Raw genomic sequence first — 15803 nt, 5'->3', positions numbered from 1 at the left:
CCGTGAGATCATGGCAGGGCCTTGTTGAAAAGCGCGTAGAAATTGTCGCTGGTCGCGGCGGCCAAGGCATCGCGATCCTCGCCGCGCAGTGCGGCGAGAAAAGCCAGCGTATCGGCGACAAAAGCCGGCTCGCCAGTCTTGCCGCGATGCGGGACGGGGGCCAGGAAGGGGGAATCGGTTTCGATCAGCAGCCGGTCCTGCGGCAGCCATTTTGCGGTTGCCTGGAGGTCGGCGGCGTTCTTGAACGTCACGATGCCTGATATCGAGATAAAGAGCCCGAGGTCGAGCGCCTTTCGTGCGAAATTGTCGCTGGCCGTGAAACAGTGGATGACGCCTGGGAAAGTCGCCCTGCCCATCTCCTCGCCGAGCAACGCGAGCGTGTCGTCTTCGGCATCGCGCGTGTGGACGATCACCGGCAGGCCGGTTTCCTGCGATGCATGGATGTGACGGCGGAAGCTGTCCTGCTGCCGCATGCGGTCGCTCTTGTCGTAATAATAGTCGAGCCCGGTCTCGCCGATCCCGATCACGCGCGGATGCGCCGCGCGAGCGACCAGCTTTGCGGTATCGACGTCGGGATGATGATCGGCATCGTGCGGATGGATCCCGACGCTCGCCCAGACGTCGTCGTTCGCCTCGGCGGCGGCGAGCACATCGTCCCATTCGCTCTCGCGCGTCGCGATGTTGAGCATCGCGGTGACTCCCCTCTCCCGCGCGCGCGCCAGCACCTCGCCCTGTTGCTCGGCGAGCCCCTTGTAATTGAGGTGGCAGTGCGAATCGACGAGCATCAGCCCTCCCCCTCTCCTTCCGGCAGTTCGAGCCGCGGGAAGATGGGAACGGGCTGGCCAACGGTGAAACCGCCGGCGGCGAGCTTGACGAACCAATCCTTGTCCGCAAGCGCCGCGAAATCGCGCGCGTCGGCGGCAATGCCCATCTGGTCGAGCAATTTGTCGGCGGCGTCGGGGACGACCGGACGGATCGCGATCGCGAGCGTGCGGACAGCCTGGAACAGCGTCATCAGCACCGCGCGCATCCGCTCGGGGTCGGTTTTGCGTAAGGCCCACGGCGCCTGTGTGTCGACATATTGATTGCAGGCGAAAACGGCGCGGATCCAGTCCTCGATCCCGACCGAAAAAGCGAGTTGTTCGAATTCACGCGGCAGGCGTTCCTCGGCCATCACCTGCAGATCGGTCAGTAGATCGGTGTCGTCCTTTGCCACCGCATAGTCCACGGACACGATGCCATCCAAATTCTTGAAAATCATCGACAAGCTGCGCTGCGCGAGATTGCCGAAGCTGTTCGCCAGGTCGGCGTTCGCTGTCCGCACGATCGCCTCGGCCGAATAGCTGCCGTCCTGACCGAAGCTGACTTCGCGAAGCAGATAATAGCGCAGCGCGTCGACCCCGAACCGTTCGGCAAGCTCCATCGGGTCGACGACATTGCCGAGCGACTTCGACATCTTTTCGCCGCGGTTGAGCAGGAAGCCGTGACCGAAGACCTGCTTGGGCAGCGGCAGATTGGCGCTCATCAGGAAGGCCGGCCAGTAAACCGTATGAAAACGCACGATATCCTTGCCGATCATATGGATATTCGCGGGCCAGAATTTGCCCCACTCGCCGTCGGGGTCGGGATAGCCGAGCGCCGACATATAGGTGGTGAGAGCGTCGACCCAGACATACATGACATGCCCCGGCGAGCCCGGCACCGGCACGCCCCAGTCGAAGCTGGTGCGCGAGACGCTGAGATCCTTGAGCCCGCCCTCGACGAAGCGCAGCACCTCGTTGCGGCGGCTTTCGGGGCGGATGAAGTCGGGGTTTTCATTATAGAGCGCGAGCAGTTTGTCCTGATAGGCGGACAGTCGGAAGAACCAGCTTTCCTCGACGGTCCATTCCACCGGTGTGCCCTGCGGCGAGAGCTTGCTCTCCCCTTCCCCCTGCACGAGCTCGCTTTCGTCGTAGAAGGCCTCGTCGCGGACCGAATACCAGCCCTCGTAGCGGTCGAGATAAAGATCGCCATTCGCTTCCATCGCGCGCCATAGCGCCTGCGATGCCGCATGGTGCGCGGGGTCCGATGTGCGCATGAAATGATCGAAACTGATATTCAGTTTTCTGTACATCTCACGGAAATATCCCGACATTTCATCGGCGAGTTCGATCGTGGGGCGCCCTTGGTCGCGCGCCGTCTGGTACATTTTCAGGCCGTGCTCGTCGGTGCCCGTCGTCAGCCGCACGTCGCGCCCGCGCATCCGCTGAAAGCGCGCCATCACGTCGGTCGCAATGGCCTCATAGGCGTGGCCGATGTGCGGGCGGCCGTTGGGGTAGCTGATGGCGGTGGTGATGTAGAAAGGATCGGACATGCGCGCGCCTTAGCGGGTGGCGCGCGCGAGGGGAAGCGTCAGCGCGCGGGCTGGGCTTCGCGGGGCGCGAGTTCAGCGAGACAGTTGCCGATTTCGAAGCCGACCATGGCGCCGTCGTATGAGCCGCGGATCGCGTCGCGCACCGTGCGCTGGATCCTGTCCCACTGCGCGAGGACCGGTGCGATCTCGGCAACGGGGCGCTCGCGGGCGATCCGCGCGAGCAGGCCGGGGACGATGTCGATCACCAGTTCGAGCCGCTCGCGGTTGCTCGACCCGCCGATTTCCCGCGCCAGCGCGTCGCGGAGGCGGTTGCCGGGGTCGCCGGTGGTCGCGATCGCGAGCAATTTCTTCTCCAGCGCCGCGACGTCGCTGTCGATCAGCGCCAGCGCCTTGCCCGGAACACCGCCGGACGCCGTGACGATCGCGCGCACCTCGGCCATATCGAGCATCGCGCGCAGATCGTGCAGCCACGATGTCATGACGTCACGCCCAACCGGTTGAAAACGCAGAATTCTGCACCGTGACCTTATGGTTGGCAGCAAGCGTCCGGGCGAATGGCTGACGAGCAGGAACAAGGTTCGCGCGGGCGGCTCCTCAAGCGTTTTGAGCAACGCGTTCGCGCCGTCGGTTTCGAGATCGTCGACCGCGTCGATGATGACCACACGCCATTCGCCGAGCGAGAGCGAGAGGTGCAGGCGCCGGATCATTCCGCGCACCTGGTCGATCGTGATATTGCGCGCGAGCTCCTTGCCCTTGTCTTTGGGTTGGCGCGTCAGATGGATGATCTCGGGATGGTTGCCCGCATCGGCCAACCGGCTCGCCGCGCTGTCGCCGGGGTCGTCCAGCGTCGTCGCGTCGCCGCTGCGTCCATGGGTGACAAGGAAACGGGCGACCCGCATGGCGAAGCTGCCCTTCCCCATGCCCTGCGGCCCCGCGAGCAGCCAGGCGTGATGCAGCCGGTCGGCCTGCCACGCCTCCAGAAAGGCGGCTTCCGCATCCGCTTGGCCGATCATGGCAGCCATTCGGTGAGTTCGGCGAGGATCGCGGCGGTCACCGCGTCGGCGGGCGCATCGGCGATGACGACCCGCCAGCGCGCGGGTTCGGCGGCCGCCATTTCGAGGAAGCGCGCGTTGAGGCGCATCTGATAGTCGGCGGGTTTGCTGCCCATGCGATCGGCACCGGCGGCGTCGCGTACCGCAAGCCGCCGTGCGGCTTCGTCGGCGCCGACCGTGAGAAGGAAGGTGCGGTCGGGCATCAGCCCGAGCGAGCCAAATGCGTGGAGCGCCAAAATGTCGGCGTCGGTGATGCCGCCGCCGCCGCCCTGATAGGCGCGCGACGAATCGATGAAACGGTCGCACAAGACCCACGCGCCGCGATCGAGCGCCGGACGGATCGTGCGGGCAACATGGTCGGCGCGCGCGGCGGCAAAGAGCAAGGCTTCGCTCCTCGCATCCCAACGGTCGTCATTCCCTTCCATCAGCAGCGTGCGGACCGCCTCGGCGCCCGCGCTACCACCTGGCTCGCGCGTCGCGACGACCTCAAATCCGTGCCCCGCCAGCGCGGCAGCGAGAGCGCGGATCTGGGTAGACTTGCCGACTCCTTCCCCGCCCTCGAGCGTGATGAAGCGCCCGCTCACCAGCCGGTCAACCGGTAGAAACCTGTCCGCAACCGGGCGAGCCACCCGCCACGCGCAACGTCGGCTGCTGCAATCAGCGGCGTGGTTTGCGGCGGCAAGCCGTCGGGCGTCACGATCAGATCGGCGACGGGCGTCCCGCGGGCCACGGGCGCGATCAGCGGGGCACGGCTGCGCATGACGGCCCGGTAGCCGCCTGCATAGCCTTTGGGAACCGTCATCCGGACTGCCATGCCAGGTTCCGCTGCGACCATGGGAGCGCGCCCCTTGCCGACCTCGACATGGCCCACCTTGGCCCCGGCAGAGACGATCTTGCGCCCCTCCCACTGCTCGAAGCCCCAGGTCATCAGCCGCTCGGCCTCGTCGCGTCGCGCCTTTTCGCTCTCCATACCGGCGATCACCATGATCAAACGGCGCCCGCCGCGCTTCGCCGAGCCCAGGAAGCAATAACCCGCCTCGGCGGTGTGACCCGTCTTCAATCCATCGGCGCCCGCGAAACGACCGAGAATCGGGTTGCGATTCGGCTGGACGATCGGCTTGCCGTCGGGGGATATGCCGTGCTGCAGCCTCGGAATCGAAAAATATCGGGCGTACCCGTCGGGATGATCGCGGATCAGGCGGTCGGCCAGCGTGACGAGATCGTCGGCGCTGACCCTGGTCACGCCGCCATCGGGCCAGCCATTGGGCGTTCCAAACCGGCTTGATTCCATGCCAATTTTGGCAGCCATCTCATTCATTCGTTTGACAAAAGCTTCCTCACTTCCGTCGATCCCGACTGCCAGAACAGCGGCGGCGTCATTGCCCGAAACGGTGATCAGGCCCTTGAGCAACTCGTCGACCGTCACTCTTTCGCCCGGGCGCAGGAACATCGTCGATCCGCCGTTGCGGCCATTCCACTTTTTCCATGTCGCCTCGCCGACCGTGAACGGCTTGTCGGCGGATAATTCGCCCTTCTTGATCAGGTCCAGCACGACATAAGCGGTCATCACCTTCGCCATCGAGGCTGGAGCGAAACGCTTGTCGGCGCCGCGCGAAAAGAGGATTGCGCCCGAATCCATGTCCTTCAGCACTATGATCGGCGCTTGGGTGACATAGATCGGGCGGCCGACCGGAGCCTTCGTGCCGGGCGCCGCGTCCGCGGCGGCGATCGGCAGCGATGCCGAAAGCGCAAGCATCGCAAGGGCTACCGTGCCAGCTTTCAGGATCGACGACGCTCGTTTCATAGTGCGTCAGCGATCGCGAACCACGACCGCGTCGCGGAATCCCTTCCCCTTGACCCTTCCGAGCGCCGCGCGCGCCTCGGCGTCGCTGGCGAAGGGGCCGGCGCGGACACGCCAGAGATTGCCGGCCTTCACGACCGAGCCGCCGACGGACTTCGCCGCCGCGCTGGCGCGGTCCTGGTTGCTGAACGCGCCGACCTGCACAAAATAGCTTCCAACTGCGGGGGCGGGCTTTGCTGGCGACGCGGGTTTCATGGGCGCCGGCTTGGCGACCGGTGCGGGCTTTACCGGCGCGGCGGGCGTCTTCACTTCGAGCCTGTCATCGCCGGGCTTTTGCGTTCCCGATGCGACCGGCGCCGCTGGCTGCCCACCCGGAACAGGAAGCGCTTTCAATTTGTTGCGAAGGATTGCGAGCAACGAGTCGGGGGTTGCGATGCGTTCGGGAACCGCGCGTCCGGCGCGCAGTTGCGCGCGTTCGGCCTGCGGCGGGTTGGTGCGGCGGACGCGCACTGCGGCGACGCCGTCGGTGATGCCAAGCTGCGCCGCGGCACCGCGCGACAGATCGATCAGCCGGTCGTTCGCCATCGGCCCGCGGTCGTTGACCCGGACCAGGATGGTGCGTCCGGTATCGAGCGCGGTCACCTCGACATAGCTTGGCAGCGGCAGCGTCTTGTGCGCGGCGCTGATCGCGTCGGGGTTGAAGGTCTCGCCATTGGCTGTCGGACGGCCGCCGAGTTCCTCGCCATACCAGCTGGCATAGCCCACGTCGTCATAGTCGGGAATGTCCGCGGGCGTGTAAGTCGTGCCAGCGATCGTATAGGGATCGCCGATCTTGACCGGCGTATCGGCAACAAGCTCGGCCGCAGGGACCGGAGTCGGCCCGGCAGCGGGCCCGCGATCGCGCTTGCCATCGAAACTGCCGCAGCCGCCGAGCAGCAACGCCGCCCCGGCCATCAGCACCCCGCCCCTACCGATCGATTTCATCTGCCAGCAACCCCACCGAAAGCGCGTAAAAGTTGGAACAATTATAGTCCAATATCGCACGATAGTTGCCAGTCAGCAAATAGGCGGTTTTTCCCGGACCATCGGGTTCCAGCAGGGTGGCCTGCACCTGCCCGTCGGGCCAGCGCCCGTCGAGCGACTGGAAACCGTCGGCGCGCCATTCGGCCATCGAACGCCAGCGGCTGTAGCGCGCGAACACGCGCGAACAGCGCGTCGGCTGGAGCCGGCTGGCCATTGCAGCGCGATTATAGCCGTCGGGCACGCGAACCGCGACGCCCCACGGCTGGCCGGCGCGCCACCCCGCGCGGCGCAGATAGGCGCCGATCGATTCGATCGCATCGGCTTCGCTCGACCATATGCGCGCGACGCCGTCTCCATCGCCGTCCTCGGCGACCTGAAGATAGACCGAGGGCAGAAATTGCGGATAGCCGAAGGCGCCCGCCCAGCTCCCCTTGAGCACGTCGCGCGGCACCCCCTTCTGGACCATCTCCAGCGTCGCGAGGAATTCGGGCTCGAACAGGGTTCGGCGACGCCCCTCATATGCGAGCGTCGCAAGCGCCTCGGGAAGGTCGAAATTGCCCGTAACCGCGCCATAAGCCGTTTCGTGGCCATAGATGGCGATCATGATGCTCGTCGGCACGCCGGTACGCTGCTCGATCCGCGACAGCAGCGGCAGCAGCCGGTCGTGGACGCGGCGCCCGCCGTTGATCCGCGCAGCATCGACATGCTTCGCCTTGTAGGGCGCGAAAGCGGGGATCGGCGTGTCGGGGCTCGGCGGCGCCCCGAGATTGTCACGGTCGAGCGCGACGACACGCGCATTATAGCGCAGCCCCGCCGTTACACGGTCGAAGGTGGCCCGCGAAACGCCGCGCGCCTGCGCCTTCGGCCAGAGCGATTGGACATAGGCGTCGAAACCGGCATCGGCGCTCTGCGCATGGACGGGCGCCGATGCTGCCATGGCCCAGGCGGAGGCGATGACGCCTGCAAAACGGAAAATATGCTTGATTCTGAAACGTCCAGCGTCGGTCATGTCCCACCCCATAGGGTGTCTGTGTCACAGATGCACGCGCCTTGGCCACCCCCCGCTGTCCCCGGACACCCTCCTCGCGGGACGGGCCGAGTCATATGCGCGGCGGGCCGTGCGGCGATGTTTTGCTTGCCGCAAAGCTTGCGGACGTTATGTCGGCGCCGTGCGGACAGGTGGCCGAGTGGTTTAAGGCAGCGGTCTTGAAAACCGCCGTGGGTGCAAGCTCACCGTGGGTTCGAATCCCACCCTGTCCGCCATATCCCACATCGCGTCGTGAAAGATCACGCCGAGGGTGAAGCGTTCGCCGTGGCGAATTTCGCTGACGCCATGGCGCAGCTTGACGCGGTAGGTGCCGCGCGTGCCCTGGCGCGGCGCTTCGTCGACTGCAAAGATAACGGCATCCCCCTGCCCAAGCGGCACGACGTGCGGACGCGACTGCATTCGCGGGCGCTGTTCGGTCATCACGAACTCGCCGCCGCTGAAATCCTCGTCCGGCCGCGAGAGGAGGATCGCGACCTGGAAGGGGAAGTGCAGCGCGCCGTACAGATCCTGATGCAGGCAATTATAGTCGCCGGCGCCATAGCGCAGGATCAGCGGCGTCGGCCGCGATTGGCCGCCGAGCGCGCATTGCGCGAGAAAGCTGTCGTGATCGGCGGGAAAGAGCGTCGTCCGGCCCATCGCCGCCCACCAGTCGTTCGCGATTCCGGCGAGGAGCGGATAGAAGGCGCCGCGCAACGTCGCGACCGGATCGGGGAGCGGGTAGCGGAAATAGCGATACTCGCCGCGCCCGAAGCCATGACGCTGCATATGGACGGTGCTGCGGTACAGACCGTCGCTGCCATAGTCCGCTTTCAAGGCCTGGCACTGCGCGTCGTCGAGCAGGCGCGGAACGACGGCCCAGCCCTTGTCGTCCAGATGGCGCGCGATGTCTGCCGTGTCGAGGTCGGCAATGCGGGTCTTGAGGTCCGGCAAGATCATTCGGTCGTCCTTCGCGATCGGAGAGCGGACCGCGCTTAGCTTCGGTCCGACTGTCCGGCGTTCCATTTCTTGCGGTCAAAAAGGGTGGCCTGACTTTTTTCCAAGGCTGCCGAACGACGGTTCCGTCTTGTGGGCAGTTCCGGGCGCCCGTCCGGCTCAGACCACAAGAGGACATTCATGCGCAACACCTTGCTGGCCACCACCTGTCTGGCCGCGATCGTTTCGGTTCCCGCGTTTGCCGAAACCAGCATCACCACTGCCACCACCGCACCGGTTCGCACCTCGACGATCAAGTCGGGCGCGCCCGACGACATCAAGATCAGCTCGACCGGCTCGGTGAAGCCGACGAACGGCACCGCGGTGACGGTGGACAGCAACCACAAGGTCGTCAACGACGGCACGATCGAGATCAACAACGCCAATGGCGCGACCGGCATCTTCGCCAATGCCGGCACGGCGGGCGGGATCACCAACAGCTCGACCGGCAAGATTATCATCGACGAACCCTATGCGCCAACCGACATCGACAATGACGGGGACCTCGACGGCCCGTTCGCGATCGGCAACGGCCGCACCGGCATCGCGACCGGCGGCGCCTTTACCGGCAGCATCGTCAATGCCGGCGCGATCACGATCGAGGGTAATAATTCGGCAGGTATTCGCCTCGGCGGTCCGCTGACGGGCAATTTCACCAATGACGGCACGATCTCGGTGCTTGGCGACAATGCGCTTGGCGTCGGTCTGCAGGATGTCACCGGCAATGTTCGCCTTGCCGGCGCGATCACTGCGACCGGGCAGAATGCCACTGCCGCGCGGCTGGCGGGCAATGTCACCGGCGCGCTGGTCGTCCAGGGCACGCTGACCGCAACCGGCTATCGCTTCACCACCCCGCCCGCCGACCCGTCGAAGCTCGACGCCGACGACCTGCTGATCGGCGGCCCGGCGCTGTCGATCGAAGGCAATGTCACCGGCGGGATCGTCATCGCCGTGCCGCCGAAGGACACCAAGCCCGACGACAAGGACGAAGACAAGGACGGCATCGACGACGACAAGGAAGGATCGGGCTCGATCCGCTCCTTCGGATCGGCGCCGGCGCTGCGCATCGGCTCGGCGACGCAGGACATCGCGATCGGCGTGGTCCCCGGAACGGGCACCGGGCTCGGCCTGATCGTCGACGGCAGCGTTGCCGGTAACGGGCTGTACGCGGGTAAGGACGCGACCGCGATCCAGCTCGGCGGGATGGGCCGCAACGTAACCATCGCGGGCGGCGTCGGCATCGGCGGCACGGTCAGCGCGCTGTCGAACGGCGCTTCGGCGACCGCGATCCGCGTCGGCGCCGGGACCTCGACCCCCGAAATCCGCAACGCTGGCAAGATCGAGGCAACCGGCGGCAACGCCGCAACCGCAATCACCACCGCGATCGTCGTCGAGGCGGGCGGCAACGTCCCGCTCATCCGCAACAGTGGGTCGATTACCGCCAAGGCCGGCGGCGACAACGGCACCGCGCGCGGCATTGTCGACCTGTCGGGTACGGTGACGACGATCGAGAACAGCGGCACGATCAGCGCCACGGGCGCGCTTGCCACCTCGGACCGCAACATCGCGATCGACCTGTCGGCGAACAACGCCGGAACCACCGTCAAGCAGACCGCCGTGGCGGCGGGCATCGCGGCGCCTTCGATCGTCGGCGACGTGCGCTTCGGCGGCGGCAACGACATCTTCGACATCGCCGATGGCTCGGTGAAGGGGAACAGCTATTTCGGCGCGGGCAACAACCGCCTCGCCCTGTCGGGCGACGCGACCTATGCCGGCACCGCCCGCTTCGGCGGCGGCAACGATACGCTGGCGCTGTCGGGCAGCTCGGTCTTCACCGGCACGGCGGACTTCGGCGGCGGGACCGACGCGCTGACGATCGCCGGAACGTCGGTCTTTTCGGGCAAGCTGCTCAACGCGCAGGGACTGTCGGTATCGGTTGACGGCGGCGTGTTCGACGTCACCGGTGCGACGAACATCTCGTCGCTTGCGGTGACGAACAAGGGCACGGTCGCGGTGCTGCTCGACAATGGCGCAACCGGCACAACGCTCAACGTGTCGGGGACCGCGAGCTTCGGCGCGGAGTCGAAACTGGCGCTCAAGCTGACGAGTATCGAGAATGCCGAGGGCAATCACGTCGTCCTGACCGCCGGCACGCTGACCGGCGCGAGCAACCTGACCGCGACCTCGACGCTGCTTCCCTATCTCTACAAGGGCGTGCTGAGCTCGAACGCGAACCAGTTGATCGTCAACGTCTCGCGCAAGAGCGTCACCGAGCTCGGGCTGAACCGGTCGGAAGCGAGCGCGTTCGATGCGGTGATCGATGCGGTGACGGCAGACCAGAAGATCGAGGATGTGTTCCTCGGCATCACCGATGGCGCGCAGTTCCGCAACCAGCTCGGCCAGATGCTGCCCGAGCACGAAGGCGGCGTGTTCGAAACCGTCACCTCGGGTTCGCGCGCGCTGGCCCGCTATCTTCAGGATCCCAACGCACCGTTCCAGGACGAGGGCAAATGGCGTTACTGGGTCAACCAGGCGGTGTGGGGCACGTCGAAGGGGGTCGGCCAGACCGCCGGTTACGACGTCAGCGGCTGGGGCATCTCGCTCGGCGCCGAGATCAAGAGCGACATCGGCAACTTCGGCGGCTCGATTGCCTTCCTGAACGGCAAGGACGGCAACAGCAGCAACGACAGCGAAGTGCAGTCGAGCCAGTTCGAGGGCGCGCTGCACTGGCGGCTCCAGTCGAACGGATGGCTTGCGCACGCCCGCGTGTCGGGCGCGCCGATCAGCATGAAGGGCACGCGCTCCTTCCGCGCCGAAGCCGGTGCCGAGGACATCGACAAGACGATGCGCGGCAAATGGGATGCGACGCTCTATTCGGCATCGGGCTCGATTGCCAAGGACGCGCGCGTCGGCGGCCTGACCCTGCGCCCGACCGTCGCGGTCGACTATTACAAGCTGAAGGAAGACGGCTATACCGAAACCGGCGGCGGCGACGCGCTCGACCTGACGGTCGCCGGCCGCGACAGCGACGAGCTGGCGGTTACCGGCAGCGTCGCGGTGGGTCTCGAGTTCGGCGGGGCCGACGAATATGACGGTTGGACGCGCTTCGAACTCGAAGGTGGTCGCCGCCAGATCGTCAGCGGCAACCTCGGCGCGACGACGGCGTCGTTCAAGGACGGCACGCCCTTTACCCTGGTTCCCGAAGATCGCACGAGCGGCTGGGTCGGTCGCTTCCGCGGCATCGCCGGCAATTCGGCCTTCCAGGTCGCCGGTGAAGTATCCGCGGAAGAACAGCAAAGCCATATCGGCTGGGCGTTCCGTGCGAGCCTGCGGATCGGCCTCTAGCCCCCTCGGCCGGTCCGCAGCAAGGGGGAAGCACCTCCCTACCCCGCTTCCCCCTTGCCTAGGCCCCAAAAGAAATGAAGGAGCAGATGCAGTTAGCAGCGATCGCCCGTCCTGATGCCGGTATCGCCATGCCAATGCGGTTGCACGGCGCGCGCGTGGCGTTATATGACGGCGCCATCAGGGGGCCGTATGACGGACGCCGTCGGGGCGTGTGTCGACAGCAGATGGCATTCCGAAGCAATAATTTTCCCATGACCGAGGCGAGTGATCGAAACGAGGCCGCACAGGGCATCGAGGGCGTGTTGCTCGCCAACCGCGATCGCATTCTGCGTTTTCTCGAGGTGCGCGGCGCCGGGGATTCGGCCGAAGATATTTTTCAGGACCTGTGGATGCGCCTGACCGAACGCCGCACGGGGCCGATTGCCGATCCGCTTTCATATGTGATGCGCGCGGCGAACAATCTGATGCTCGACCGCTATCGTTCGGCGCGCCAGCGTTCGCTGCGCGATGCCGCATGGACCGAGGCGTCGGCGGCGCAGAGACCGTCCGCCGAAACCGCGCTTATCTCGCGCGAACAGCTGGCACTGGTCGAGCAGGCGATCATCGCGAGCGGCGAGCGTGCGGCCCGCATCTTCCGCCGGTTCCGCGTCGATGGCGTCGCCCAGCGCGATATCGCAGTCGAGGTCGGCGTCAGCCTGAGCACCGTCGAGGCCGATCTGCGCAAGGTTTATGCCGCCATCGCCAGGCTGAGGAGGCAGTTCGATGCATGACGCTGCGAACAGCGCCGCCGAAGCGCAGGCCATCGACTGGATCATCCGTCAGCGCGATCCGGCTTTCGGCGACTGGGACGATTTTGCCGACTGGCTGGCCGAAGATCCCGCCCATGCGGAGGTTTATGACGCGCTTGCCAGCCTCGATCAGGATCTGGACGCGCTGCCGCCCGAAAGCGCGCCGTCGGTCGTGATCCGGCCGCGCGAGCAGGCGCGCCCGTCGCGGCGCCTGTGGTTCGGCGGAGCAGTTGTGGCGGCGCTTGTCGCGATGGTCAGCCTGCCCAATCTCGGCCTGTTCGGAAATCCGGACCGGATCGAGACCGCCGCCGGCGAGCATCGCACCATCGAACTCGCCGACGGGTCGAAGATCGAGATCAACGGCGCGTCGATCGTCGAACTCGACCAGGACCGCCCACGCTTTGCGCGGCTCGAGGCTGGCGAGGCGATGTTCCATGTCGTCCACCGTGAAAGCGACCCGTTCGTCGTCGAAGCGGGCACGTCGCGGATCGTCGACCTGGGCACCGCGTTCAACGTCGTGCGGCGCGACCGGCAGACCGCGGTAGCGGTTTCGGAAGGCGTGGTTCTCTATAACCCGCAGCGCGACAAGGTTCGCATCACCGCCGGGAAAGCGATCGAGGCGAATGACGACGACGCCACGCCGCCGCAGGTTCGCGACGTGGATATCGCCAATGTCGGTGCGTGGCGTTCGGGATTGCTGGTGTACAACGCCGCATCGCTCGCGACCGTCGCCGATGATCTGCGCCGGACCGCGGGGATCGAGATCAGCGTGAGCGCCGCAGCCGCCGACCGCTCCTTCAGCGGTGCGCTCGTGATCGACAAGGATCGCGCCCGCACCGTCGCGGACCTTGCGGCGCTTTCGGGGACGACGGCCGAACGGCGCGGCGATGGCTGGGTGTTGACGCGGTAGGATGATGCGGGGGACCTCCAGCCTGCTGGCGCTCGCGCTATGCAGCCTGCCGGTGCAGGCGATGGCGGCGGAGGACCGCGTCTTCAACGTGGCGGGGGGCGCGCTGACCACGGCGCTGCCGGTGCTCAGCCGACAGGGCGGCGTCAGCATCAGCGTCGCCGACGCGCGGCTGTGGCAGGTCGAGGTCAAGCCCGTTCGCGGCCGCATGGATATCGACGACGCGCTACGGCGGATGCTGGCGGGAACCGGCACGCGCGCAGTGAAGGTGAGCGCGACGAGCTGGCGAATCGAACGGCGGCGCGAGCCGCAAAGACTGGTCCGGCAAAGCCCGCCGCCGGTGCGCGCCGCTCCGCAACCCAGGGCGCGCGAGCCGTCGCACGACTATGTCGCTTCGGCCGACGAACAGATCATCGTCACCGCGACCAAGACCGACCTTCCCTATTCGCACTTCGCAGGCGTCGCCACCCGGCTGGATGGCGACGATTTGGCGTTCGGCGGCGAGCGCGGCACCGAATCGATCCTGTCTCGCATCGCGACCGTGTCCTCGACCCATCTCGGATCGGGCCGCAACAAGCTGTTCATCCGCGGCATCGCCGATTCGAGCTTTACCGGGCCGACGCAGGCGACCGTCGGCCAATATCTCGGCGATATCCGCCTCAGCTACAATGCGCCCGACCCCGATCTGCGCCTCTATGACATCGAAAGCGTCGAGGTGCTCGAGGGGCCACAGGGAACGCTTTACGGCGCGGGCTCGCTCGGCGGCATCATCCGCACCATACCCAAGGCACCCGATCCCCGCGAACGTTCGGTGCAGGCGATTGCCGGTTTCTCGGTGACCCAGCACGGCGAGCCGGGGGGCGACATTGCGGGCATCGCCAATGTTCCGGTCGGTGACGGACACGCCCTCCGCCTTGTCGGCTACTTGATCTCCGACGGCGGCTATATCGACAACCCGCTGCGCGGACAGGATGACGTCAACCGCGTGCATGTTCGCGGCGGGCGCGGTACATTCCGCGTCGATGCCGGCGACGACTGGACGATCGATATCGGCGGTGTCTATCAGGCGATCACCTCCGACGATGCCCAATATGCCGACAAGGATGGCGCCCCGCTCACGCGCCGTTCGATGGTCGAGCAGAATGCGACCGCGCGCTACGGCATGGGCACGCTTGTCGTGATGAAGGATTGGGACGGCCTGCATTTCCAGTCGTCCAACGCCTATATCGACCACCGGCTGTTCGAGCGCTTCGATGCCAGCCTGCCCGAGGCGCGGCAGGATGGCGGCAACGGCTCGGGCATCGCCGTCGGCTCGGTCGATGTGGTGCGGCTGTTCGCGCCGATCCAGATCATCCCGCTTGGCGACGTGCCCCGTGTGCTCGATCAGCATAACGCCACTCGCATGTTCGTGAGCGAAAACCGCCTGTCGCGCCCCTATCACGACGGGCTTGGCTGGGTGGTCGGCGCGAGCTTCGTCGACAATCGGGCGCGGCAGAGCCGCGACTATGCCTATGGCTCGCTCAGCACCGTCCTGCCCGGCGTCACCAACCGCGTTACCGAATTCACGGGCTATGCCGAAGCGACTGTCGAGGTCATGCCCAACCTCATCGCATCGGGCGGCCTTCGCCTGTCGCACGCGAAGCTGGACGGCGAAGCCGAGGGCGTGTCCTTCGCGCTGGCGCAGGCGGGACGCGCGACGACCGCATCGCGGACCGAGACCGACCTCCTGCCCTCCTTCTCGATCCTGGCGACGCCGCTCGACAATGTCCGGCTCTATGCCCGCTATCAGGAAGGCTTCCGCCCCGGCGGCCTTGCGGTGGACGGCAATTTCGTCCGCCGCTTCCTCAACGATCAGGTGCGCACCTGGGAAGCCGGGATGCGCTTCGGCGACAAGGGCAAGAGCATCCTCGACGCGAGCATTTCGATCTCGCATAGCCGGTGGAAGAATATCCAGGCGGATTTCATCGACAGCAACGGCTTCCCGACGACCGCCAATATCGGCGACGGGCGCATCACCAGCGTGTCGGGCGCCGTGGCGGTCCGGCCGAGCGCGGCGCTGACGTTCGATCTCAGCGCGGTCTATAACCACAGCCGGGTCGACGACCTCTCGCCGCAAATTCTGCCGGTATTCGCTGCCGCCCCCGCCCGCCTTGGCCGCATTCCCAATGTCGCGAGCCACGCCGTGCGCGGATCGGTCAACTATGCCACCATTGTCGGCGATCAGGATGTCCGCGTGAATGGCTGGGCCAGCTACGTTGGCCCGTCGCGGCTGGGTATCGGTCCCGTGCTTGGCGAGAGCCAGGGCGACTATGTCGATACGGGCCTTGCGATGCGCGTGGGCAACGACCGGCGCGGCCTGTCGCTGACGCTGACCAACCTGTTCGATTCGCGCGGCAACCGCTTTTCGCTCGGCACCCCCTTCGTCGAGGGCAATGAGGGGTTCCTGACCCCGCTACGCCCCCGCACGCTGCGGATTGCCGTCGACGTCAGCTACTGACGCCGACGGCCCGCATC

Annotated in this window: 11 protein-coding genes, 1 tRNA gene and 1 pseudogene; 5 read left to right on the top strand and 8 right to left on the bottom strand. The window is 66.3% G+C overall.

The window, feature by feature from the left end; genetic code table 11:
• Positions 1-8 precede the first annotated feature (8 nt).
• The 7 genes from J1N50_RS06315 to J1N50_RS06285 are packed head-to-tail and all read right to left on the bottom strand — an operon-like array spanning position 9 to position 7166.
• Positions 9-785: a TatD family hydrolase gene (locus tag J1N50_RS06315; RefSeq protein ID WP_215351246.1), complete on the bottom strand. Its 777-nt coding sequence runs from the start codon at positions 783-785 to the stop codon at positions 9-11.
• Positions 785-2353, bottom strand: a complete 1569-nt coding sequence (gene metG / locus J1N50_RS06310; protein ID WP_215351242.1) for a methionine--tRNA ligase — start codon at positions 2351-2353, stop codon at positions 785-787. The genes J1N50_RS06315 and metG overlap by 1 nt, the downstream gene beginning before the upstream one ends.
• Before the next feature lie 38 nt (positions 2354-2391).
• Entirely contained in the window at positions 2392-3366 is a 975-nt protein-coding gene (locus J1N50_RS06305) for a DNA polymerase III subunit delta' (RefSeq protein WP_246553155.1), read from the bottom strand.
• Positions 3363-3992 carry a dTMP kinase gene (gene tmk, locus J1N50_RS06300; protein ID WP_215351320.1) on the bottom strand — a complete coding sequence of 210 codons (630 nt, stop codon included), beginning with the start codon at positions 3990-3992 and terminating at the stop codon, positions 3363-3365. The genes J1N50_RS06305 and tmk overlap by 4 nt, the downstream gene beginning before the upstream one ends.
• Positions 3986-5209: a D-alanyl-D-alanine carboxypeptidase family protein gene (locus tag J1N50_RS06295; protein ID WP_215351236.1), complete on the bottom strand. Its 1224-nt coding sequence runs from the start codon at positions 5207-5209 to the stop codon at positions 3986-3988. The genes tmk and J1N50_RS06295 overlap by 7 nt, the downstream gene beginning before the upstream one ends.
• A 6-nt stretch (positions 5210-5215) precedes the next feature.
• Positions 5216-6190 (bottom strand): septal ring lytic transglycosylase RlpA family protein, encoded by a 975-nt coding sequence (locus tag J1N50_RS06290; protein WP_215351233.1) that lies wholly within the window; start codon positions 6188-6190, stop codon positions 5216-5218.
• On the bottom strand, positions 6174-7166 hold the full coding sequence (locus J1N50_RS06285; RefSeq protein WP_215351316.1) for a lytic murein transglycosylase: 993 nt from the start codon (positions 7164-7166) through the stop codon (positions 6174-6176). The genes J1N50_RS06290 and J1N50_RS06285 overlap by 17 nt, the downstream gene beginning before the upstream one ends.
• A gap of 236 nt (positions 7167-7402) precedes the next feature.
• On the opposite strand from J1N50_RS06285, the gene J1N50_RS06280 reads away from it, so the two are divergent.
• A tRNA-Ser gene (locus J1N50_RS06280) sits at positions 7403-7492 on the top strand.
• Between the two features lie 10 nt (positions 7493-7502).
• Here J1N50_RS06280 and J1N50_RS06275 read toward each other — a convergent pair.
• Positions 7503-8213 (bottom strand): annotated as a pseudogene (locus tag J1N50_RS06275) (2OG-Fe(II) oxygenase); the annotation flags it as partial.
• 177 nt (positions 8214-8390) lie between these two features.
• On the opposite strand from J1N50_RS06275, the gene J1N50_RS06270 reads away from it, so the two are divergent.
• The 4 genes from J1N50_RS06270 (at position 8391) to J1N50_RS06255 (ending at position 15786) form a co-directional block, all read left to right on the top strand.
• Positions 8391-11594: an autotransporter domain-containing protein gene (locus tag J1N50_RS06270; RefSeq protein ID WP_215351230.1), complete on the top strand. Its 3204-nt coding sequence runs from the start codon at positions 8391-8393 to the stop codon at positions 11592-11594.
• A gap of 74 nt (positions 11595-11668) precedes the next feature.
• Positions 11669-12364, top strand: coding sequence for an RNA polymerase sigma factor (locus tag J1N50_RS06265; protein ID WP_343227848.1), 696 nt, complete (start codon positions 11669-11671; stop codon positions 12362-12364).
• Positions 12357-13292, top strand: a complete 936-nt coding sequence (locus tag J1N50_RS06260; RefSeq protein WP_215351225.1) for a FecR family protein — start codon at positions 12357-12359, stop codon at positions 13290-13292. The genes J1N50_RS06265 and J1N50_RS06260 overlap by 8 nt, the downstream gene beginning before the upstream one ends.
• A 4-nt stretch (positions 13293-13296) precedes the next feature.
• On the top strand, positions 13297-15786 hold the full coding sequence (locus J1N50_RS06255; protein ID WP_215351222.1) for a TonB-dependent receptor: 2490 nt from the start codon (positions 13297-13299) through the stop codon (positions 15784-15786).
• Positions 15787-15803: the final 17 nt, after the last annotated feature.

It is taken from the genome of Sphingopyxis soli, assembly GCF_018682675.1.
In the GTDB taxonomy this organism is placed as follows: domain Bacteria; phylum Pseudomonadota; class Alphaproteobacteria; order Sphingomonadales; family Sphingomonadaceae; genus Sphingopyxis; species Sphingopyxis soli.
This window is presented reverse-complemented; position numbering and strand designations above follow the sequence as displayed.

Coding starts and splice junctions, on each gene's coding strand:
- J1N50_RS06255 (WP_215351222.1), top strand. CDS start 13,297: ATGCGGGGGACCTCCAGCCTGCTGGCGCTCGCGCTATGCAGCCTGCCG.
- J1N50_RS06265 (WP_343227848.1), top strand. CDS start 11,669: ATGAAGGAGCAGATGCAGTTAGCAGCGATCGCCCGTCCTGATGCCGGT.
- J1N50_RS06285 (WP_215351316.1), bottom strand. CDS start 7,166: ATGGCAGCATCGGCGCCCGTCCATGCGCAGAGCGCCGATGCCGGTTTC.
- J1N50_RS06270 (WP_215351230.1), top strand. CDS start 8,391: ATGCGCAACACCTTGCTGGCCACCACCTGTCTGGCCGCGATCGTTTCG.
- J1N50_RS06260 (WP_215351225.1), top strand. CDS start 12,357: ATGCATGACGCTGCGAACAGCGCCGCCGAAGCGCAGGCCATCGACTGG.
- J1N50_RS06305 (WP_246553155.1), bottom strand. CDS start 3,366: ATGATCGGCCAAGCGGATGCGGAAGCCGCCTTTCTGGAGGCGTGGCAG.
- J1N50_RS06315 (WP_215351246.1), bottom strand. CDS start 785: ATGCTCGTCGATTCGCACTGCCACCTCAATTACAAGGGGCTCGCCGAG.
- J1N50_RS06295 (WP_215351236.1), bottom strand. CDS start 5,209: ATGAAACGAGCGTCGTCGATCCTGAAAGCTGGCACGGTAGCCCTTGCG.
- J1N50_RS06290 (WP_215351233.1), bottom strand. CDS start 6,190: ATGAAATCGATCGGTAGGGGCGGGGTGCTGATGGCCGGGGCGGCGTTG.
- metG (WP_215351242.1), bottom strand. CDS start 2,353: ATGTCCGATCCTTTCTACATCACCACCGCCATCAGCTACCCCAACGGC.